The sequence below is a fragment of the Fusobacterium mortiferum ATCC 9817 genome (assembly GCF_000158195.2).
Lineage (GTDB): Bacteria > Fusobacteriota > Fusobacteriia > Fusobacteriales > Fusobacteriaceae > Fusobacterium_A > Fusobacterium_A mortiferum.
This window is the reverse complement of record NZ_GL987991.1, coordinates 199,547-221,081: the sequence shown is the minus strand read 5'-3', so window position 1 is coordinate 221,081 and position 21,535 is coordinate 199,547. Positions and strand designations below refer to the sequence as shown.

The window sequence follows — 21,535 nt, the reverse complement described above, 5'->3', positions numbered from 1 at the left end:
ACTCTGTAAAACAGAGTAAGAAAAATAAAAAAAGAGTAGTGCTGCAACACTACTCTCAAGATGAAAAGTTCTTGGTGGGAACTTGACATCCACATATAAAAATTATATCAAGTTTCCCCTTGAACTGTCAAGGGAGGAATAATGGAAAAGATAAAAATTCCAAAGATAATTGTAGAGATTACTGAAATCAAAGTAGAAGTACCAAAGATTGAAGTTGATACAGAAGAGTTGGAAGAAGTAGAAAAGAAAATCAATGAAAATATTAGGGAGGGAAAATGATAGTTAATTTATTAATATTTGCTGGAATAATAGGAATATTTATAAAAGAGTTTGATACATTCAAGACTGCTTTAAGTTATAAGGAAGATGAGGAGGAAGAAGAATGGAATCTAAAATAACAAACTTAATATTTTTATCAAGAAAATACAATGAAAATTCTGATGAAGATATTAATTTAACAGTTGAAGAGGGAAAACCAACAGTATATGTAATGGGAGATAGATACCAAGCTAATACTTGGGAAGAGGTTTTAGACAAAGCAATAAGAACTATTACAAGATGGATTGAAGAAGAGAAAAAAAGTCATAGTAAAGAATATAAAGAAGAGAATGAAATAGCAAAAAAATGGGAACAAATAGCTTGTTAAGGGGTAAAGATGATAGGAATAATTGAAATAATTCTAATAAGTGCTTTTATGTGGCTTATTGGAGTAATGATGGATAAGTAATTTGAGTTTTAAGGGTAGCTTCCAAAAACTTTGGAAGTTGCTTCTAAAACTTAAAAAGAGGTGGTCTTGATGACTGTAAAAGAGTTAAAAGAAAAAGCTAAGTCAATGGGACTTAGTGGATATAGCAAAATGAGAAAAGCAGAATTAGAAAAATTTATAGAAGAGAATACATTACATACTAGTGAAGTATTATTTGCTGGAGAATGTAGTGGCGATGGAGAATGGTTAAATCATAGAAGAATAGGGGCAACAGACACATCAATCTTAGTTGTAGATAATGCTTTTAGACAAAAGCTAATAGACCAACCAGATAGATATACTTCTCCATATTTGATGTGGGCAGAGAGAAAAGGAATATACAGTCGTGATATATCCTTTAACTCTCAAATAGCTATGGAGTTTGGACACTATGCAGAGGATTTTATAATTGCTCATCTTCCAGTACTCTTTGAAAAAGAGTTTGGTCTAAAGGTTGAAGCAACTAGAAAAGGAAATCAAGTAGTAGGAAATCCAATATATCCATTATGGAGTTGTACTCCTGATAGTTGGGTAAAGATTGATGGAGAATGGTTCCCAGTGGAACTAAAGACAGGTAATAGTTTCACTTCATATGAATGGGAAAGAGAGGAAGTTCCTAATAAATATTTTGCTCAAGTCCAGCAACAACTTGCAGTATTAGGAAAAAATAAAGGATTCCTAGTAGGATTTGTAGATAATAGATTTACTCGAGTTTATGAGATAGAAAGAAATGATAAATTAATATCTTTAGCTTATGAACTTACTAAGAGATTTCAAAAGTGTCTTGATGAAAATATAGAACCTGAACTAAATGGTTGTCCAGCTGAATGTGAGTTCCTAAAGCAAGAGTTTCAAGGATTTGAGAATAAGTATGAAAAAATCCCATTAATAAAAATAGAAGATAAAGAAATGGAAGCTTATTTCTCAATGAATGATACTAAAAAGCTAATATCTAAAGAAATTAAAGATATAGATACTGACTTAGATTTAACAAAAGCGAAAATTCAAAAGAAAATGATAGAACTAGAAACAGAAAGCTTATTAATTAATGGAAGATACTTAGCGACTTGGAAAGTAGATTCAAGAGGTGCTAAGAGATTTAATCTAAAAGAACTTCCTGAAAATAAAATAATTAAAGAGGTGGCATAATGACAACAGCAAAATTGGAACAAGTTATAGAATTGAAATCAAATTACGTAACACCAGCTAGAATGCAAGTTGGAAAAGTTTTTAAAATAACTAGAGCTGTAATAGGAGAAAGAGGAATATTTGAAAAAGTAAATTCAAATGAAACTCTATCAACTTCTAAAATAAAAAGTGTTGAAATAGTTGAAGAACTTATCTCAATAGCAACTGAAAATACCATATATCATTTTGAGGTGATTTAATGAGAGCATATAACAGTAGAAAGACACCAAGAGAAATATATTTGTTTAGAAAAAAAGGGCAAAAGATAGCTTTAACTAAACGAAAATTTAATTTAACTTTTGATGATGGTTATGTAATAAATGATGGTTATGTAATAAAAAGAAATATTCACAGCGCTTTTAAACTAACAAGAAAGGATAAAATTGAACTTCTAAAGTGTAGATTTTCTGAAAAATTTGCTTTTGAAAAACAGTTGTGGAAGATACTGTATAATAAACCAAAATTAATGAGTATAAGCTCAATGATAGCTTGTTTTAAAGGAATAAATGATAGTGGAAGATGTACTATTGATTTTTCAAAAGTTCAAAGAAAATATTTTGTAAGTAGGAATTTATTGGAAATAGCAGAATTGTTAAAAGAAAAAGGTATATTAAAAGAAAAAGGAGTTGAAAATTAATGGCAAAAGTGAAAAATGATTTAGTACCAAAAGATGATATTCAAAGTAATGTAGGAGTTCCAGCTTTAAAAAGTATGTTGGCAACTCAAGCTATAAAAAAACAACTTAAATCTTTATTAGGAGAAAGAGCTGGCCACTTTATGATGGCAATAATACAAGTAGTTGAGGGTACACCTCAACTACAACAGGCAGACCCTCAAAGTATTATAAATGCTGCTATTGCTTCGGCAGTTCTAAATCTTCCAATAGAGAAAAATTTAGGATTTGCATATATAGTACCATACAATGATAAAAACAAAGGAACACTTGCACAATTTCAAATGGGATATAAAGGGTATATACAGTTAGCCCTTAGAAGTGGAGAGTATAAATATATCAATGCAATAGAAATAAAAGAAGGAGAAATCCAAGGATATAACATTCTTACTGGAGAATTAAATCTTAAATTTATAGAAGACTTAGATAAAAGATTAGAAGCTAAGACAGTTGGGTATGCTTCTTATATAGAGTTCAACAATGGTTTTAGAAACACTCTTTTTATGACAGTTGGCCAGGTAAAAAATCATGCTGAAAAGTATAGTCAGTCATATCAATATGATTTAAGAAAAGGATATACAATGTCTAACTGGAGTAAAAATTTTGATGCTATGGCATTGAAAACAGTATTGAAATTAAATCTTAGTAAATTTGGAGCTTTATCTGTTGAAGTTCAAAAAGCTCTTCAAACAGATGGACTAGTAGTTAAAGAAGTAGAAGATGATGGAACTATAATAGGACAATTTGCAGATAACACAGGAGAGGATATTGAAGTTATAACTGATATTCCAGCAACTGATGAAGATAGACTAGAACTTCTTAGAAATTCAGATATACTCAAGATAGATTTGAAAAAAGAAGTAAAAAAAGAATTAAAGATAGATTTTGATAATATGACAAAAACAGATGTAGCAACTATTCAAGAATGGATAGATAAAGAGATAGATAGAAAGATGGAGGAATAAAAGGGAGTTCTCCCTCTTCCTTATAGGAGGATTAATATGTTGATATTAAAAAGACTAGTTTTAAATATGACCATGAACTTAAACCTCAATATATAGCAGAAGTAAGAGAACTTGGAGAGTATGAAGGAGAGCTTTGTGTATATATAGTAATGAGAGAAAACTTCCATACTAGAGGAAGATTTAGAGCTATGATTCCAAGTTTAATAGAAAAATGGGGAAATAGGCTTGAGATTAAAAAGAGAGTTGGTAGCAAGTATCTACATATTACACAGATACAAGCTAGATTAGTATAGGATAATTATTGGACATTGGCAAGTAAATAATACTGAGGAAAATAATAACCTTGACTTTATTATCTATTATATGTATAATTAATATATAAAAGATATTAAGGAGGTTTGAAAATGGGAGTATCAGTTATCAATGTAAGATTAGATGATGAAGATAAAAAAGCCTTTAATGAGTTATGTAATGAGTTAGGTTTAAATATGTCAACAGCTTTTAATATGTTTGTCAAATCTATGCTTAGAACAGGTGGATTACCATTTGAGGCAAGAATAGAAAACTATAATGTTGAAACTATAAAAGCTATTCAAGAAACAGAAGATATTATCAATGGAAAAGTAAAACGTCCTACTTATAAAAATACCAAAGAACTTTTTGATGCTCTTGATAAGGAGGATTAAAGTTAATGTTAGAAATCATAACTACTAGTGCTTTTGATAAAGATTATAAACTTTTAAAAAAAAGGGGATATAATCTCAAGCTTCTTCAAGAAGTCGTTGAAAAATTAGCAAATGAAGAAGTGTTACCAGCTAAGTATAGAAATCATCAATTAATTGGAAATTATATAGGATACATGGAGTGCCATATTCGTCCTGATTGGTTATTAATATATAAAATTGAAAAAAATAAATTAATCCTAACTTTATCAAGAACAGGAACTCATAGTGATTTATTTTAAATAATGCAATTAAACCTCAGAAAAATAACTCTGAGGTTTTTATTTACCTAAAAACAGATTTATGGAGCTAGTGGAGTATAATAAAAATATCTTGACTGTCGTTCTGTCTTGTGATAGAATTATAACAGAACGACAAAGGAGAACTTTATGGAAAAAAGGATTTTAAAAGTTTCTTTCTTTAAAAGTGGTTCTGGTAGTATTTCTCCAAAACTTAATATCCCAAAAACATTTCTTGATAAAATTGGAGTTAACCAAGAAGAAAGAGAAATAGAAATCGAAGTAAATGAGGATACTCAAGAAATCATTATAAGAAAAAAGAAATAAAAAAATCTCCTGTCAGTTCCCTTACGAGTTCCAACAGGAGTTAGCCGTATAATACGACCTAGCCAATCATATTATACTGCATTAACTCCATAAAATCAAACGTTTTTAGGAGGATATATTAAAATGTTTAATGTAGTGGTTGAAAAAGTAGATGGTATCTTGGTTACAACAAGTAACAGAGTAGCAGAAGAATTAGGAGTATTACATAAGGATTTATTAGAGAAAATTGATAATTATGTAGGAAAATTCACGAAAGCGGAAAGTTCCGCCCTCATAAAAGAGTTCTATATTCCAAGTTATTATAAAGTAAATGGAAATTTTAGAACTTATAGAAACTATCTAATCACTAAAAAAGGAATAGCTCAACTGATAGGAGGATATAGTTCAGCAGTAGAGAAAGCTTTTGATTTGAATGTTGCTTATATCAATAGATTTGAAGAGATGGAAAAATTAATTTATCATCAAGAGTTTATTGAGAATAGAGAGTTACTTACTAAAATTCAAAAGCTAGAGAATGAGTTAAATCAAATACCTATGACGTGGAGCCAAGTTGAAGTTGTAAAAGAACAGATTACTGAAACAGTTCTTAGAAGAATGAAAAGTACAGGTATATCAAATAGAACTTTCAAACTAAGATTAAAGAAAGAATTAGTAAAGGATATTCAATCAAGATTTGGTATTGATAGTCTAGTGGAACTAAAATATAAAGATTACCTAACAGTTATGCCATATATTTTTAATTGGATAGAACCATATCAACTAAGAATAGAGAATACTCAATTACAGATGATATAATTATGGAAAAAATCATAGTTCCAAAAATTGATGTTGAAGTACCTAAAATAGAAGTTGAAGTTCCGATAGTTAAAGTTGATATACCCAAAATAGAAAAAATAGAAGAAGAATAATTATTAATCCTCAGTATTAATTTACTGGGGATTTTTTTATTGGAGGAAATAGAGTGAAATTTAATATAGATAACTTAGAAAAGTATAGAAATAATATCTTGAAAAAGAAAAGAGGATATAGATTGGATAATAATATATCAATATATTTTATGGCTGGAACTTGGATATTTGCTGTAAGAAATAGAATAAGAATTAGAGAAGAAAACTGGGAAGTATTCAAAGGAAGAGTTATTAAGGAGGAATATTAATGTTTCAAATAGGAGATAGAGTAAAAATAAAAAATAGTACTAAAGAATATATTTTGAAAGAATTTAAAAATAATAATGAAAGCTGCATTATAAAAGACGGAATTGAAGAAATTGTTGTTTTTGTTAATTGCTTGGAATTAGTAGAAGAAAAAATATATTTTACAGGCGAAGAAATTAAATTAGCTAACAATTTAGGGGCTATTGCTGAAATTTACTTTGGTTATAATGAACAAAAGAAAAATGTATATGTGTAGATATCATAACTAGCAATACTATTACAGCTTTTTTTAACAACTTAGATGAGATTAATTTATTTTTAAAAAGTTTAGGATTTAAAGAAGTTATTGAAAAACCTTTTGATTTAGTGAATTATTTAAAAGAAAATTTAAGCCCTGCTGATTTTACAAAAGATGTTTCAAACGATTATTTAGGTTATGATTACTGTGATGAGGAATGGAAAAGATTTGTATCCATTCACAAAGACATTCTTACTGTATATTTCATTTATATATGTGATACAGTTTTAGAAACATTAACAAAAGAAAAAATTATACCAAAGCAATTAAAAGAAGCTTACAAAGAACTTGGGTGGTTATAAATGACTTTAAAAGAGAAAAGAAAAAAGTATTTAGAGGAAGAATTGAAAAATAGAGAAATTGATATAAAGTTTTTTATAGCTAGTATTTGTGAGGAGATAAAAAATAAAAAAGAACATATGGAAGAATGGTACATAAAAACAGGAGAAGAAAATTATAGTGTATCAGTCTATGACAAAGATATAAAAAGTGTTGACGATGATATTTTGGATAGACTGAAAAAAGAGGTTAATTCTATTGAATTTGAAGAATATTATATAACATACAATAGTTTCAATGATAATGGAAGATTATATAAAGTTTATTTTTCTATAAATTTTAAATCTGAAGATAAAGAAAATGTTATATCTCAAAATAAGAAAAAATCTTTATTCGATAAAATTAGGAGTTGGTTATATGAGCAAACAAGCAAAGAAAAGAGAAATTAATAAGTATAGAGTTGAAATAGCTAAATTACATTTCATAATAGCAGAACAACAGTTCCTTAATGAAAGTTGGATAGATAAATATAAGGAAATGAGAATATTACTAAGACAGCATAGAGAAAGAGAGCATAAACTTCAAAGAGAGATTGAGCAGTTGAAAGCTGAGAATTATAGCTTAAAGCATAGAGGACTTTTCAAAAGAATACTTGGGGCTTAGGAGGAATAAATATGATAGTAGAAATTTACAAGGGAATAGACAGTGAAAAGCCAGTTGATATTATAATTGTTTTAGGATAGGAGGTAAGAAAATGATTATAAGAAGTAAAGAAGTATTGAATGATAAAACTTTAAAGGAGATTCAAGATAATATAAAGAAATTATATGATAAACAAAAAGGAGAATAACTTTAGATGAGAGAGGTCAAGAAAGCAATAGCTTATTTTAGAGTAAGTACAGATATGCAAAAAGAGGACCTCTCCCTAGAAACTCAAGAAAAGGGAGGGGAAATCTTTGCTAGAGATAACAATATAGAAATAGTAAAAAAATTTACTGATGTTATGAGTGGAGGAAATAGAAATAGAAAAGGTTTTATTGAAGCTCAAAAATATCTTGAAGAAAATCAAGGGGAGATTGATTACTTTATAGCCTATGATGTTTCTAGAATAGCAAGAGATGCCTTTGCTTTTCTTTCACTATTTAATAAACTTAATCTTTTAAATGTTAAATTAAAACTAATAAATAATCCTACACTAGATAGTGATAGCCCAATGGGAAAACTTATCCTTACAATACTAGCTGCCATATTTGAGTTTTTTAGGTTTGATAACGCTGATAGAGTAAGAGATAATATGATAGTTAAAGTAAAAGAAGGAAAAAGAATGAATAATGCTCCATATGGATATAGGATTATTGATAAAAAAATGGTAATAGTTCCTGAAGAAGCAGAACTAATAAAATATATTTATCAGGAGTATTTAAAAGGTCATGGAATAGTAGCTCTTGAGAGAATGACTGGAAAAGATAGAAGTACTATAAAGCAATGGCTTAATAATAAAGTATATGCTGGATATAATATATTTGGAAAAAGAAAAATGAACAAAACAACATTTAAACCAATGAAAAATCCTGATGAAACTAAAATAGTAGAAGCTAAAGGAGATTGGGAGCCTATTATAGATATTGATACTTGGGAAAAAGTTGCCAATAGAATGTCTTTGAACCAAGAATTAAGAATGAGAAATATAGAGAAGACTTCCTATTTATTATCAGGATTACTTTTCCATACTTGTGGCTCTAAATTTAGAGGTAATGCTGGAAGAAAAGGAACATATTATTATAGATGTACTGGGTGTAGTAGAAGTATAAAGAGTGATACTCTTGATAAGAAAGTTTTAGATGAGCTTTTTAACAGTGAATTTTTAGATGAATTGAATAAAATTCCACTTGAGAATAATAATAAAGATAGTGAATTAAAGAAATTAAAGGCTCAAAAGAGTAAATTAAAAACAAGAGAAGAAAATTTAATTGAGCTTTATGCAGATGGAGATATTACCAAAGAGCAATTTAAAAGTAAGAAAGTTGATATACAAAATTCATTAATTGATATAGAAGCTAAAATTATTGAATTAGAGAATGAAAGAAATGAAGTAAAACAAAATTTAGATTTTAAGAAAATGTTTATAGAAGCTTTAAGTAATTTAAAGAATGCTGAGAGTAAGCAAGAAGCTAATAAGATATTAAAACAGATAATAAAGAAAATAGAAGTAAATGAAGAGAGAGAAGTTTTTATTCATCTTAACTTTTAAAAAAGACAGACCAATAAATTAGTCTGTCTTTTTCTTACATTAATATAATATTATTCTTGAACAGGTTTTTTAATAAATCCTAAGATTAAAGCTGTAACTACAGAACCTACTATTATAGCAACTAGATACATAATAGGGTTTGTCATAACTGGTAATACAAATAATCCACCATGTGGAGCTGGTAATTGAACTCTAAAGAACATTGATAATCCTCCAGCAATTCCAGAACCAATTATACAAGCTGGGATAACTCTAATAGGGTCAGCTGCTGCAAATGGGATAGCTCCCTCTGTGATGAATGATAATCCCATTACATAACAAACTTTTCCAGCATCTCTTTCATCTTGAGTGAATTTATTTTTAAAGAAAGTAGTAGCTAAAGCTATTCCTAAAGGTGGAACCATTCCTCCAGCCATTACTGCTGCATGAGGATAATAGTTTCCAGCTGTTATCATCATAATACCAAAAGTGAAGGCACTTTTATTTACTGGACCTCCCATATCAACTGCCATCATTCCAGCAACTAAAATTCCTAATAGAACTAAGTTTCCTGTTCCTAGTCCTTGTAAAAAGTTAGTAACTCCACTGTTAAGAGCAGCTATTGGATTGATAATAACTCCATACATTAAAGCACCAGTGATAAATATACCAAATAGAGGATATAATAAAACAGGTTTTAACCCTTCTAAACTATTAGGTAATTTAGCAAATAATTTTTTTAATAAAACTACAACATATCCTCCTAGGAATCCACCAATAAGTCCTCCTAAGAATCCACCACCATTATTTAGAGAGATAAGTCCTCCTACCATAGCAGGAGCAAATCCTGGTCTATCAGCAATACTCATTCCAATAAATCCAGCCATAACAGGTATCATTAAGAAGAAAGCATTTCCTCCACCAATATCACTAAGTAGTTTTGCTACAGGATGGAAAGATGGGTCATTAGGATTGCTAGCTTGAATACCAAACATGAATGATAGGGCTATTAAGATACCTCCTCCAACAACAAATGGTAACATATTTGATACCCCAGACATTAAGTGTTTATAGAATCCTGTTTTTTCTTTTTTAGCAGGAGTTTTTTCTCCACTAGTAGTTACAGTGTAAATAGGAGCTGTTTGATTTAAAGCATTTTTTATAAGAGTTTCTGGATTTTTTATTCCCTCTTTAACAGGTACAATTTCTACATGTTTTCCAGCAAATCTCTCCATCTCTACATTTTTATCTGCTGCTACTATAATTCCTTTAGCTCTTTTAATCTCTTCAGCAGTTATCTCATTCTTTACACCAGTAGAACCATTAGTTTCTACTTTGATATTTACTCCCATCTCTTTAGCTTTTTTTATAAGAGCGTCAGCAGCCATATATGTATGAGCTATTCCAGTAGGACAAGCTGTTACAGCTAAAACTTCTGAGAATTCATCTGATACTTCCTCTTCTTTTTTCTCTTCCTCTTTTATATCTGAAGTAAGGATATCTATTACCTCTTGTTCAGTTTTAACCTCTAATAATTTTTCTCTTATCTCATCATCTAATAACATAGTTGTTAGTTTTGATAAAATTTCTATATGAGTGTCTGATGCATTAGCTGGAGCAGCTATCATAAAAAATAGTTTTGATGGTTCTCCATCTAAAGATTCATAATCTACTCCATTTTTTGATAATCCAAAAGCTATACTAGGTATTTTAACAGCAGAAGTTTTAGCATGAGGTATAGCAATTCCCTCTTCTAATCCAGTAGAGCTTTGAGCTTCCCTTGCTAAAATAGCTTTTTTATACTCTTCTTTATCATTTAATTTTCCACCTTGATAAAGAATCTCTACCATTTCATCAATGATTTCTTGTTTAGTTTGACCTTTTAAGTTTAAATTGATACACTCAAGTGTAAGTAAATTTGTTATCATTTGAGCCTCCCTTAATATTTTTTTATCTCTATTTTATTTAATAAACTATTCATTCCTTCAAAAGTTGTAAGTCCTTCAGAAAAGGCTGTTGAACTTCCAGAAGCTATACCATATTTGTAACTATCTTCAAGAGTCATTCCCTTTGCTATTCCGTATACAACTCCAGCCACCATAGAATCTCCAGCACCAACTGAGCTAATAAGTTTACCTTGTGGAGCATTTCCTATATATACCTCTTTTTCTGTAATTAATATAGAACCATCTTTTCCTAAAGAGATTAATACATTTTTGCTTCCTAAAGCTTGTAAATCTTTTCCAGCTTGTATAATTTCCTCTATGTTGTTTAATTTTCTATTAAAAAACTCTTCCAATTCATGATTGTTTGGTTTTGTTAAAAATACTCCCTCTTTTAATCCTTCTACAAAATGTAATCCCCTAGTATCTAATATAACTTTGCAATCTTTTGGTAAAAGTTTTATAATATCAGCATAAATACTTTTAGAAATAGAATTAGGTACACTTCCTGATAATATTACTACATCATCTTTTTTTATTTCTTCAAATTTTTTTAATAATTCCTTTACATTTTCTCTAGAAATAGTAGGAGATTTTCCAGCTATCTCTGTTTCAGAATCTTTAGTTTTTAATTTAATATTTATTCTAGTATTTTCTTGAAGTTCTATAAAATCACTTTCTATTTCATATTCATTTAAGTGTTTTTTAATATAATCCCCTGTAAATCCTCCAACAAATCCTAGAGCTTTACTTTCAACAGAGAAATTTTTTAAAACTTTAGAAACATTTATTCCTTTTCCACCTGGTAAAGTATACCCTTCTTCCAATGAGTTAAGGCTTCCTAGTTGAAAATTTCCCATGCTCATATAGTAATCGATAGCAGGATTAAGTGTAAGTGTATATATCATTTTTCCCTCCTAAAATTATTTTATTTTAAATTCCTCTGGAACCTCTCCCTCTGTTAGAAGAGTTCCATCTTCTAGAGTAGCAAAGACTACGAAAGATTTTTTTCCAAATTTAGATGAATCACATAGGAAATAAACCTCATTAGCCCTACTGATAGCTTCGCTTTTTATCATAGCTTCCTTAGTATCTGGAGTGGAATACCCTTCGCTAGTTACTCCATTAGCTCCTATAAAAGCTATATCTATATTGTAACCCCTTAAAGAAGTTACAGCACCTATTCCTACAGTGGCTCCAGTAGTAAATTTAGCTTCACCACCAAGAAGATAAGTTTCGATTCCATATCTATTTAACTCTTCTAAATGAGAGATACCATTAGTTACAACTTTAATATTTTCTTTATCTTCAAGATACTTAATTAGAATTTCCGTTGTACTTCCAGCATCAAGATAGATGATATCTCCATCTTTTATATATTCGCTAGCAATTTTAGCAATTTTTTCTTTAGCCTTAGAGTGAATAGTTTTTTTAGAAATTATATCCTCTTCAGAAGGTGTATTTAAAATAGCACCACCATGTACTCTTTTTATTTTCCCTTTTTTTTCAAGAGTATTTAAGTCTCTACGAATTGTGGCTTCAGAAACATTCAATTTTTCCATTAGCTCTTGAACTTTTATATTTTTATTTTCATTTAAAAGTTTGAGTATTGTGTCAAATCTACGAACATTCATAACATTATCACCTCTATATCTTCAATATAAATATAGCATAATTTTTTATAAAAATCAATCATTTTCTTTCAAAACAATCAAAATCAATCATTTGTATTTAAAAAAATATTTTTAAAAAAATAAAAAATAAAAATATTTAAATCTTTATTCTTGACTTTAATCTTTTTATATGATAATGTATATTTGTAATATATATCTTAGGAGGATTTTAAATGAGACAAGAAGCAACAATCAACAGAAATAGTATCACAATAAATTTTACAGTAAAATATTGTAACAACGCAGAGTCATTATTAGATAGTGATGGATTTAAAAGAGTTTTAACAGCTTTTATTGAAAAAATTGAGAAAAAAGAGGCACCAGTATATGTATATATAAAAGATTGTTGTGGAAAAAACTCAAACTTAGTTCAAGAAATTACAAAATTCTTTAAACTTCTTATTGTACTAGAAGGAGAAGAGATAGCAAAATTAGATGAGAAATATGCTAAATTATTAGAAGATAGAAATACATTAGTAGAATTCATTGAAGGACTTTATACTTATTGGAGAAAGTATGAAAGATATGCAATAGTAAGGAATAGTAAAAAAGGAGAAGGGCTTCAAAATGTTAACTTTATTGAAGCTATAAATAATTTTAAAAATTTAATTCTTAGTACATATAGACAAATAGAAGAAACAGTAATGGGATATAAGCATAGAGTATATAGACAGCTTAGTGCTGGTATTAATGCTGGAATTATATTAAATGATATGAATAGAAATTGTCCTGCTGAGTACTCTTTTTTAGAGAGAGTTCCTTTTATAGAGACAATTATTTTACAACCACCATTTATAACTTATCCTAAAAGAAATACTAGAACAGGAATTTTCCAAGAGGTTTTTGAAAATCCTTTAAAAGATGTATGTATAAATGAGGAAAACTGGTTCTGTTATCCAGCAAAAATTGGTGAATCATTAGCTTTTATCTACTTTAATAGATTTTTTATGTCACAAGGAATAGCTCTATGTAACTTATTTGAGTTAGCAAGAGAAGAAGAATATAAAAATAGAAAACCAGATATTATCTATGTATATGGAGTAAAAGATTACGATACTGAGATGAAAACAGTTTTCTATGATGATAAAGAGAATAATATGATAGTAGGATATGCTAATTATGGAGAGGATATTGATTACTTTGGATATATGAAAAAGATGATTTTAACTCTTCATAACTTAAGAATGATACAAAAAGGTGGATTGCCAATACATGGAGCTATGGTAAATATTATTATGAAAAATGGTAAAAAATACAATATAATTATTATGGGAGATAGTGGTGCTGGTAAATCAGAGAGTTTGGAAGCTTTTAGAAACTTAAGTGAACAGTATGTAAAAGATATGAAGGTAATCTTTGATGATATGGGAACACTTCTTCTAAATCCAAAAGGTGGAGCTCCATTGGGAGTAGGAACGGAGATAGGAGCTTTTGTCAGACTAGATGACCTAGATACAGGATATGCTTATAAAGAGATAGATAGAAGTATATTTATGAACCCAGATAAGAAAAACTCAAGAATTATTATTCCAATAGCTTCATATAATGACATAATGAAAGGTTATCCAGTAGATTTCTTCTTCTATGCTAATAACTATGATAAGGCTGAAAATGATGAGTTAGAGTTTTTCTCTAATCCAAGTGAAGCTATCGAGATATTTAAAGCAGGTAGAAGAATGGCTAAGGGAACTACAAGTGAAGTAGGAATTGTTGATTCATATTTTGCTAACCCATTTGGACCAGTACAAAAACAAAAAGAAACAGATGTATTAATAGATAGATTCTTTAAAGAGATGTTTACTAAGGGAGTAAAGGTAGGGCAAATAAAAACTCAGCTTGGTATAAAAGGAATGGAAAAAGAGGGACCTATGAAGGCTGCTCAAAAACTATTTGAATTAATTAAAGATTAAAAATAAAAAAGGAGCTGTTGCAATTTAAGAATTTGCAACAGCTCCTTTTAAAATTAAATTATTTTGTGAAAAATTTTAGAGTTTTTCCATTTCCTGTTAAAGTAATAGTTTTATCTCCAATTGTCATAGAAGTCATTTCAGCTAGAGCTTTTAAATAATTTGATTCCTCTTCCACTTTATTTTGAGGTCCTGCCATCATAGTAGAAGCTACATTTTCGATAGTGATATTATTTCCTTGAACTTTAACAGCACCAAAATATCTATTTACTCCAGAGAATCCATAAATTTTAGTATTATCAAATGTAATAGTTATATCAGAATTTTCAAGAGTATATTCTACTCCACTGATTGAATTAATATTTAACATAGTTTGAGCTGTTTGAGTTACATTGTTAACTTTTTCAGCTGTTTCACTTGTTTTTTCCAAAGCTGTACATCCTCCTAATAATGCTCCTGCTAATGTTAATATAATTAATGACTTTTTCATAATATTATCTCCTTTTACTCTGTGATATAGTCTTAATAGCTCTATTTTAGCATATTTAACAAAAACTATCAACTTTATTTTAACTTTTTAAATACAGGATTTAGTTTGTCAAAACCACAAATATATTTTACACCAATACTTTTTAAAAATTCATATACAATATCAAAATCCATAGTTATATACTCTTTTATATGGGAATCAGAACCTATTGTAATAATCTCTCCACCTAACTCAAAATATCTTTTCACTACATCAGTACAAGGATAAAATCTATCCTCTTTGTATCTATAACCAGAAGTATTTATCTCTATACCCTTACCTTTTGAAATTAAAGTTTTTAAAATTTCATCAATTAAATCTTGATTTTTTTTATATTCTAATCCTCTGTATTCATTACCACCATATCTAGTAACAAAATCCATATGTCCATAAACAGAGAATTTATCATATTTTTTTATATTTTCTAAGACAGTTTCAAAATAATATTTTTGTAACTGCTCTTTATTTCTAGTTTTTTGCAACTCTCCCCAAGCTAAATCATACCTATTTATAGCGTGAGTAGAAGCGATAATAAAATCAAAAGGATATTTTTTTACTTGCTCTTCTAAATAATCTTTAGTATGTGGTTGTACTCCTACCTCTACTCCTAATTTTATATTTAATTTCCCCTTATATTTATCTTGATATTCTAAAATTTTACTAGTATATTTATCTAAATTTAAAATCCACTTATCTGCCATTCCCTCTATATCATACTCTAAATGGTCAGTGATAGCAATCTCTTCTAAACCTAAAGATATTGCTTTTTCAAAAATTTCTACTAAATCTTGGCTAGAATCACCAGAAAATTCACTATGAATATGATAATCATTTATAAACATCTCTCTCACCTCAAAATTATTTTTTATACTATGTTGATATTTTATCATATTTTTCTAATTAATAGTATAACTTGTTGAAAAAACATTATAAATATCTTGATTTTTAGTTGAAAAAGTTATAAAATCATAAAGTTAAGAAAAAATTTTTAGGAGGGGAAAATTTATGAAATTTTTACCAATAGCTTTGCTTTTTATTTCAAATATTTTTATGTCTTTTGCTTGGTATGGACACTTAAAAAATACTCATAGTGCTCTATGGTTTGCAATTGTTAGTAGCTGGGGAATAGCTTTCTTTGAATATTGTTTCTCTATTCCAGCTAATAGAATAGGTTCTCAATTTTTTACTGTGGCACAACTTAAGATTATTCAAGAGGTTATTACTCTTGTAGTTTTTTCTGGATTCTCTGTTCTTTATCTTAAACAAGAGTTTAAATTAAATTATATATATGCTTTCCTTTGCTTAATAGGAGCAGTATATTTTATGTTCAAAAAATAATTTGAATTGTAGAAAAGCTTATTTTATAAGTATTAATGAGAGATTTTTATTTAGAATAGTTCTAGTAAAAAAAGTAAGAGGGGATTACTTCCCTCTTACTTTTTTCATATAGTCTCTTTTAATTTCTAAAAACTCCTCTATATCATTTAAAAATTGAAATAACATAGCTCTACTTTCAAATTCAACTCTTGTTTTAGGTAAAGGCATACTTTCAAATACGCCTCTAACTCTTTCTAATTCTATAAGAACCTCTTGATAGAGTTTATCCACTCCAATAGAGTCAGAAACTTTTCTAGTAAACTCAGAAATAATATGTGTGTGTTCACTACTTATATAGAATCTATAGAAGTGATTTCTCATTCTTAGCATAACTTTATATTGATTTCTTTTCATTTGAAAGAACTCTACTTCTTCTCTTGAACTAGAAAAGATATCATTATTATACTCTTTAAAAGCAATATCTCTAGCTGTATCCAATTCTTTTTTTAACTCTTTAAATAGAGTTTCTTCATCTACAAAAACAGAACCAGTTATTAATACATCTCCAAAATAATTAAAGAGAGTTTTCATAAGTGTATCAATATTTTTCTTTTTCTCTCTTAATTCTTTTTTCATATCAGGCATATATGAATTTAGAACTAGAGCTACAACTATTCCAAGAAGAAGAATATATATTTCGTTTTTAACTATATCTAAAGATACAGTACCTAAACTTAAAATATGTGTAGCTAAAACAACAGTAGCTAAAAAACCTTGAAATAAATTAAATTTCAGACATATAGGCATAAATGTTAAAACAAATATACCAAAGATAAAAGGTGTATATCCAAAACATTCAAAGGATATAACTGCTATAAAAAGTCCAACTAAGGAAGCGATAAATCTTTCTAAAGCGATTTTTAAAGACTCTTTTTTAGTAGCTTGAATACTAATAATAGTAACTATTCCAGCTGTAACTCCAAATTTTATTCCTAATAAATCTGCTAAATAGATAGATATAAAAGTTCCAATAGCTGTTTTGATAACTTTATGGTCTATATATTTCATAATTTCCTCCTAAGTAAGTGCTTAATGTTATTCTAGTATGAGTTTCAATTTAATTTTACCATATTTAGATCTATAAATCTATTAAATTAAAAAGTAAAAAAAGAGGAGTTGCTTTATTATGACAACCCCTCTTAAATTATAGTTTTTTATTAATTTTCTGACATTACGTTTTTACCAGCAATTCTACCAAATACAGTAATATCAGCTATAGCGTCACTTCCTAAACGGTTAGTTCCATGGATATCTCCTGTAACTTCTCCAGCTCCATATAATCCTTTGATAACATTTCCATTTGTATCAATAACTCTAGCTTTTTCATCAATTTTAATTCCACCCATAGTATGATGTACAGCTGGTACAGCTTTCATAATATAGAAAGGACCTTGCATTTCAAATGGAGTTAATTTTCCTCTCTTATTAAATTCTAAATCTTTTCCATTTTTAGCATACTCATTATATTTTTTTACTGTATTCTCTAATTCTTTGCTATCTATTCCAAAGAAATTAGCAGCTTCTTCTATTGTATCAGCCTTAACTAAAAGCTTATTATTAAATAAGTATTCTACTTCTTTAGCATGATGTTTAGCTACTCCACTTAATTCTACTTGAGCTTCGTCACAGAATTGATATGCTACACTTCCAGTTTGCTCTTTGATAGCCATAGAGATAACGTCTCTTCTCTCTAATTCTTCAACAAAACGTTTTCCCTCTTGGTTGACAAGGATACTTCCACCAGCAAGTCTAACGTCACCAAAATATAATAAAGCTCCACTTATAGGGTCACAAGTAGGATAAGTTTGAATAAACTCCATATCTTCTAGTTTAGCTCCAACTTTTTCAGCCATAACTATTCCATCTCCAGTAATACCTACAGTATTAGTAGATAAGATATTTTCATCTACATCTTTATTATATTTTATTCTCATTTCAACATTAGAACCAAATCCACCACTAGCAATAATTACACCTTTATCAGCTAAGAAAGTGTAATCAGTTGTAGAACTTTTTGCTTTTACTCCTACTATTCTATCATTTTTCATTATAAGTTCAGTAGCAGGAGTTTCATAATAGATTTCTATTCCTAACTCATCAGCTTTAGCTAAAAGTTTTTTAATCATTTCTACTCCAGTGGCATCTTTTGGTACTAAACTTCTTTCAACAGAGTGTCCACCAAAGAATAATTGTCTATCTTCAAATTCCATTCCAATAAAATCTTTTAACCATTCAGCATCTTTTAGTGCATTATCAGCTAAAACTCTTATAAGTTTTGGATTTCCTTCGTTATCTCCACCTTTTAATATATCATTATAAAAAGTATCTGGACTATCTTTAATACCTTGTTTCTTTTGAATCCAGTTATTAGGAGCTGCATACTCTCCTCCTGAAATTAAGGTATTTCCTCCAGCAAAAGCCATTTTTTCTAATACAACTACTTTTTCAGCACCGTTTAATTTAGCTTCAATAGCAGAAACAAGTCCAGCTCCACCAGCACCTATAACTACTACATTTTCCTTTAATTCTTTTTTCATTAGTGTTCTAACTTCTTCAGTTTTTACTTTTCTATTTAGTTCTTTTGCATCAACACCAGAAGATTTTAAAGCATTTCTTATAGCCATTTGAGCAGCTTTAGAAGTTCCAGTAGCTCCAGCAACTCCATCTACCCTAGTACTTTGATATTTTAAAACATTTTCAGCTACTCTTTTTATTGCTGAATCTGAAAGAATTGGAGTATCTCCATTTTCTAAAATTCTTATCTCTTCAATTTTATCAGAAGAAACCTTTACCTCTACTTTAATATCTCCACGATATCCTTTAGCCTCTCCAGCATAAGTTCCTTCTTTAAAACTCATTCCATAAGCACTAAGAGTTAAAGCAAAAATACCTAAAATAATTTTATTTCTTTCCATATTCCACCTCTATTTTATATAAATATATCTTAAATTTATTATACTATATTTTATAAAAAGTTGCAATAATATGACAAAGTATATTGAAATAAACTATTTTCTTAACTCTTCTATTTCATCGAAATATTTAGGCATTTTTTCACCAAGTCTTCTAGCACCAGTTTCAGTGATTAAGAAATCTCCCTCATATCTCATACCACCAAAATCTAGATATTTTTCAATCTCTTCATAATTTAAGAACTCAGTAAATTTTCCAGCCTCTTTCCATCTTTTAACAAGCTCTGGAATAAAATATATTCCTGGCTCAACAGTGAATACATACCCTGGTTTTAATTTTCTAGCAAGTCTTAGAGATTTTAGACCAAATTGCATATCTCTAGCAAATTCATCATATCCCACATAATTTTCACCAAGAGCTTCCATATCATGTACATCAAGACCTAACATATGTCCTAATCCGTGAGGGAAGAATATAGCATGAGCACCAGCTTTTACAGCTTCGTTAATATCTCCCTTCATTAATCCTCTTTTTTTCATTCCTTTGGCAAGAACTTTACAAACTTCTAAGTGTACCTCTTTATATGTAATCTCTGGTTTTATTAACTCTTCAGCTTTTTCAAACATTTCAATAAGTAGAGAGTAGATATCTCTTTGTCTATCAGAGAATTTTGAAGATATAGGGAAAGAAGTAGTCATATCTCCACAATAACCACTTTCACTTCTAGCTCCAGCATCTAATACAACTATATCTCCCTCTTGTAGAGTATTTCCATGATAATGGTTATGTAAAGTTTCTCCATTTCTTGAAAAAATAGTATGGAAAGATGTAGAAGCGTTATACTTTGTAGCAATAGCTTCTAAAGCGGATACTACTTCAAACTCTTTCATTCCTGGTTTTGCTACTCTCATTGCTTCTAGGTGCATCTCTCTAGTTATATTTACTGCTTTTTCTATCTCTTCTATCTCTAATTGAGATTTTATATTTCTATGTTCTACAACAGCTTTTATAAGTTCTTCAGATATATTTTCTTCAAAGTTAAATGGATTTAATTTGAAAGCTTTACTTAATTGGATAACAGTTTCAGCTCTATATTGTGGTAAAAATAGTAGTTCTCTTTTCTCAGTGATAAGATTATTAGCAAAATTTTCAAACTCTGTCATTTCAATAAAATTATTTACTCCAGCATCTTGAGCAAAAGATTTTAATAATTTTTGTTCTCCCATCCAAACAATGTCATCAAGAGTAAAATCAGTTCCGAATATATATTCTTGATTGTTATCTATATCTATAACCCCAATAAGATTTGGAACATTCATACCAAAATAATAAAGAAATGTAGAATCTTGTTCAAAATGGTAATCGTTACCTTTGTAATTTCTAGGAGATTCCTGATTTCCTGGGAATACAACAACACCATTTTTTAAACTCTCTTTTAATTTTTCTCTTCTTTCTATATAGATTTTTTTGTCAAACATAGGCTAACCTCCTCTAATATATAACTTAATATTATTATAACAAAAACTCATAGAAAAGAAAAATCTTTTTTATTTTTATAAATATTTACTATAAAAAAGTTTACAAAAAATAGTTTGATATAAAACTAAATTTATGATAAACTAATAGTAGGGTGATGTAATGGAAACTTTAGAGATAAGAAATACACTTTTTAGCTATATAAGTCGAGCTCATCATCGAGGAGCTAGTTATATAGATGTATTGTTACGAGAGAAGGGGATAAAAGATTTAGCTTATTCTCATGTTAGGATTATAATTATCTTAAGCGTTTATAAAAGACTTTCTATGAAAGAGATTAGTGAGCTAATAAGTAAGGATAAATCAACAGTTACAAGTTTGGTAAATAAATTAGAAAAAATAGGATATGTAAGAAAAGTTGCATGTGAAAATGACAAAAGAATAGTTTTTTTAGAGTTAGAAGATAAAGCAGAAGAGATAGTAGAAACTGTACTTCAAGTGGCTAAACTCTTTCATCAAAAAGTAGAGAGTATATTGACTAAAGAGGAGATAGAAACTCTATTTTTTTTAATGGAAAAATTAATTAAAAATTTTTAAAATATTTTAAGACTAACTATTAAATGTCAAATCAAAAATAAAAAAATTTAATTTAAATTTGTTAATTTAGAAATTTACATCACAAAATGAAGGTTTAGTTAGAACCTTTTGACAGTATTAAAATTTATGAACAATTAGACTACTGTACTGTATCTTTCATTTGTTTTTTCTAAGTGAAAAATAAGTCTAACTAATTTTTTTACTACATGAGATATTGCTACATAATAATGTTTGCCTTCTACTCGTTTCTTTTTCAAATATTGAGAAAATGTTGGTTCCCAATAGCTTACATAGATGGCT

The 21,535-nt window shown here is 28.6% G+C and carries 29 protein-coding genes; 21 read left to right on the top strand and 8 right to left on the bottom strand.

What is annotated here, in order from left to right; genetic code table 11:
* Positions 1 to 141: 141 nt before the first annotated feature.
* The 18 genes from FMAG_RS13835 to FMAG_RS07635 all read left to right on the top strand — a co-directional run bounded on the left by FMAG_RS13835 (position 142) and on the right by FMAG_RS07635 (position 8,841).
* On the top strand, positions 142 to 279 hold the full coding sequence (locus FMAG_RS13835; RefSeq protein WP_005885643.1) for a hypothetical protein: 138 nt from the start codon (positions 142 to 144) through the stop codon (positions 277 to 279).
* Positions 276 to 398 (top strand): hypothetical protein, encoded by a 123-nt coding sequence (locus FMAG_RS14125; protein ID WP_005885641.1) that lies wholly within the window; start codon positions 276 to 278, stop codon positions 396 to 398. The genes FMAG_RS13835 and FMAG_RS14125 overlap by 4 nt, the downstream gene beginning before the upstream one ends.
* On the top strand, positions 383 to 646 hold the full coding sequence (locus FMAG_RS07700) for a hypothetical protein (protein ID WP_005885639.1): 264 nt from the start codon (positions 383 to 385) through the stop codon (positions 644 to 646). Before FMAG_RS14125 ends, FMAG_RS07700 begins: the two co-directional genes overlap by 16 nt.
* 150 nt (positions 647 to 796) lie before the next feature.
* Positions 797 to 1,894: a YqaJ viral recombinase family protein gene (locus FMAG_RS07695; protein ID WP_005885637.1), complete on the top strand. Its 1,098-nt coding sequence runs from the start codon at positions 797 to 799 to the stop codon at positions 1,892 to 1,894.
* A complete protein-coding gene (locus FMAG_RS07690; protein ID WP_005885634.1) occupies positions 1,894 to 2,133 on the top strand; it encodes a hypothetical protein in 240 nt (79 codons plus the stop codon). Before FMAG_RS07695 ends, FMAG_RS07690 begins: the two co-directional genes overlap by 1 nt.
* Positions 2,133 to 2,570, top strand: a complete 438-nt coding sequence (locus FMAG_RS07685) for a hypothetical protein (protein WP_005885631.1) — start codon at positions 2,133 to 2,135, stop codon at positions 2,568 to 2,570. The genes FMAG_RS07690 and FMAG_RS07685 overlap by 1 nt, the downstream gene beginning before the upstream one ends.
* Entirely contained in the window at positions 2,570 to 3,571 is a 1,002-nt protein-coding gene (locus FMAG_RS07680) for a recombinase RecT (RefSeq protein ID WP_005885629.1), read from the top strand. Before FMAG_RS07685 ends, FMAG_RS07680 begins: the two co-directional genes overlap by 1 nt.
* Before the next feature lie 149 nt (positions 3,572 to 3,720).
* Complete coding sequence (locus FMAG_RS13830; protein WP_187073666.1) at positions 3,721 to 3,864, top strand: hypothetical protein; 144 nt, start codon at positions 3,721 to 3,723, stop codon at positions 3,862 to 3,864.
* A 111-nt stretch (positions 3,865 to 3,975) separates the two neighbouring features.
* Positions 3,976 to 4,257 carry a type II toxin-antitoxin system RelB/DinJ family antitoxin gene (locus FMAG_RS07675; protein WP_005885408.1) on the top strand — a complete coding sequence of 94 codons (282 nt, stop codon included), beginning with the start codon at positions 3,976 to 3,978 and terminating at the stop codon, positions 4,255 to 4,257.
* 5 nt (positions 4,258 to 4,262) lie between these two features.
* Complete coding sequence (locus FMAG_RS07670; protein WP_005885626.1) at positions 4,263 to 4,535, top strand: type II toxin-antitoxin system YafQ family toxin; 273 nt, start codon at positions 4,263 to 4,265, stop codon at positions 4,533 to 4,535.
* A gap of 147 nt (positions 4,536 to 4,682) precedes the next feature.
* Entirely contained in the window at positions 4,683 to 4,859 is a 177-nt protein-coding gene (locus tag FMAG_RS13680; RefSeq protein ID WP_005885624.1) for a hypothetical protein, read from the top strand.
* Between the two features lie 123 nt (positions 4,860 to 4,982).
* Positions 4,983 to 5,654, top strand: a complete 672-nt coding sequence (locus tag FMAG_RS13335) for a Rha family transcriptional regulator (RefSeq protein WP_005885622.1) — start codon at positions 4,983 to 4,985, stop codon at positions 5,652 to 5,654.
* Between the two features lie 166 nt (positions 5,655 to 5,820).
* On the top strand, positions 5,821 to 6,015 hold the full coding sequence (locus tag FMAG_RS07660; RefSeq protein ID WP_005885620.1) for a hypothetical protein: 195 nt from the start codon (positions 5,821 to 5,823) through the stop codon (positions 6,013 to 6,015).
* A complete protein-coding gene (locus tag FMAG_RS07655) occupies positions 6,015 to 6,269 on the top strand; it encodes a hypothetical protein (RefSeq protein WP_005885618.1) in 255 nt (84 codons plus the stop codon). Before FMAG_RS07660 ends, FMAG_RS07655 begins: the two co-directional genes overlap by 1 nt.
* Before the next feature lie 110 nt (positions 6,270 to 6,379).
* A complete protein-coding gene (locus FMAG_RS07650; RefSeq protein WP_005885615.1) occupies positions 6,380 to 6,613 on the top strand; it encodes a hypothetical protein in 234 nt (77 codons plus the stop codon).
* Complete coding sequence (locus FMAG_RS07645; protein ID WP_005885614.1) at positions 6,614 to 7,039, top strand: hypothetical protein; 426 nt, start codon at positions 6,614 to 6,616, stop codon at positions 7,037 to 7,039.
* The gene (locus FMAG_RS07640; protein WP_005885613.1) at positions 7,008 to 7,253 is read left to right on the top strand and encodes a hypothetical protein; all 246 of its coding nucleotides are present in this window, start codon (positions 7,008 to 7,010) and stop codon (positions 7,251 to 7,253) included. Before FMAG_RS07645 ends, FMAG_RS07640 begins: the two co-directional genes overlap by 32 nt.
* Before the next feature lie 193 nt (positions 7,254 to 7,446).
* Positions 7,447 to 8,841, top strand: coding sequence for a recombinase family protein (locus tag FMAG_RS07635; protein ID WP_005885610.1), 1,395 nt, complete (start codon positions 7,447 to 7,449; stop codon positions 8,839 to 8,841).
* 50 nt (positions 8,842 to 8,891) lie between these two features.
* On the opposite strand, the gene FMAG_RS07630 is transcribed toward FMAG_RS07635, so the two are convergent.
* From FMAG_RS07630 to FMAG_RS07620, 3 genes are read right to left on the bottom strand one after another with little or no spacing between them, the layout of a single operon-like run.
* Positions 8,892 to 10,748 (bottom strand): PTS fructose transporter subunit IIABC, encoded by a 1,857-nt coding sequence (locus tag FMAG_RS07630; RefSeq protein ID WP_005885608.1) that lies wholly within the window; start codon positions 10,746 to 10,748, stop codon positions 8,892 to 8,894.
* Between the two features lie 11 nt (positions 10,749 to 10,759).
* Complete coding sequence (gene pfkB, locus FMAG_RS07625; protein ID WP_005885607.1) at positions 10,760 to 11,671, bottom strand: 1-phosphofructokinase; 912 nt, start codon at positions 11,669 to 11,671, stop codon at positions 10,760 to 10,762.
* Positions 11,672 to 11,686: 15 nt separating this feature from the next.
* On the bottom strand, positions 11,687 to 12,397 hold the full coding sequence (locus FMAG_RS07620) for a DeoR/GlpR family DNA-binding transcription regulator (protein ID WP_005885605.1): 711 nt from the start codon (positions 12,395 to 12,397) through the stop codon (positions 11,687 to 11,689).
* Between the two features lie 212 nt (positions 12,398 to 12,609).
* Between FMAG_RS07620 and FMAG_RS07615 the strand changes: the two genes are divergently transcribed.
* Positions 12,610 to 14,346: a hypothetical protein gene (locus FMAG_RS07615; RefSeq protein WP_005885602.1), complete on the top strand. Its 1,737-nt coding sequence runs from the start codon at positions 12,610 to 12,612 to the stop codon at positions 14,344 to 14,346.
* Positions 14,347 to 14,404: 58 nt separating this feature from the next.
* Here the strand turns inward: FMAG_RS07615 and FMAG_RS13330 are convergent, their stop codons facing one another.
* Together FMAG_RS13330 and FMAG_RS07605 are read right to left on the bottom strand one after the other, a co-directional pair.
* The gene (locus FMAG_RS13330; RefSeq protein ID WP_005885601.1) at positions 14,405 to 14,833 is read right to left on the bottom strand and encodes an META domain-containing protein; all 429 of its coding nucleotides are present in this window, start codon (positions 14,831 to 14,833) and stop codon (positions 14,405 to 14,407) included.
* Between the two features lie 74 nt (positions 14,834 to 14,907).
* The gene (locus FMAG_RS07605; RefSeq protein WP_005885599.1) at positions 14,908 to 15,714 is read right to left on the bottom strand and encodes a histidinol-phosphatase HisJ family protein; all 807 of its coding nucleotides are present in this window, start codon (positions 15,712 to 15,714) and stop codon (positions 14,908 to 14,910) included.
* Positions 15,715 to 15,877: 163 nt separating this feature from the next.
* Here FMAG_RS07605 and FMAG_RS07600 point away from each other — a divergent pair, with 163 nt between their 5' ends.
* Entirely contained in the window at positions 15,878 to 16,210 is a 333-nt protein-coding gene (locus FMAG_RS07600) for a DMT family protein (RefSeq protein WP_005885597.1), read from the top strand.
* Positions 16,211 to 16,294: 84 nt separating this feature from the next.
* Here FMAG_RS07600 and FMAG_RS07595 read toward each other — a convergent pair whose 3' ends face one another.
* From FMAG_RS07595 to FMAG_RS07585, 3 genes are all read right to left on the bottom strand, one after another.
* Positions 16,295 to 17,257: an aromatic acid exporter family protein gene (locus FMAG_RS07595; protein ID WP_005885594.1), complete on the bottom strand. Its 963-nt coding sequence runs from the start codon at positions 17,255 to 17,257 to the stop codon at positions 16,295 to 16,297.
* 149 nt (positions 17,258 to 17,406) lie between these two features.
* Positions 17,407 to 19,164: a flavocytochrome c gene (locus FMAG_RS07590; protein WP_005885592.1), complete on the bottom strand. Its 1,758-nt coding sequence runs from the start codon at positions 19,162 to 19,164 to the stop codon at positions 17,407 to 17,409.
* 93 nt (positions 19,165 to 19,257) lie between these two features.
* Positions 19,258 to 20,640 (bottom strand): aminopeptidase P family protein, encoded by a 1,383-nt coding sequence (locus FMAG_RS07585; RefSeq protein ID WP_005885590.1) that lies wholly within the window; start codon positions 20,638 to 20,640, stop codon positions 19,258 to 19,260.
* Between the two features lie 160 nt (positions 20,641 to 20,800).
* Here FMAG_RS07585 and FMAG_RS07580 point away from each other — a divergent pair, with 160 nt between their 5' ends.
* Entirely contained in the window at positions 20,801 to 21,235 is a 435-nt protein-coding gene (locus FMAG_RS07580; protein ID WP_005885589.1) for a MarR family winged helix-turn-helix transcriptional regulator, read from the top strand.
* Positions 21,236 to 21,535: the final 300 nt, after the last annotated feature.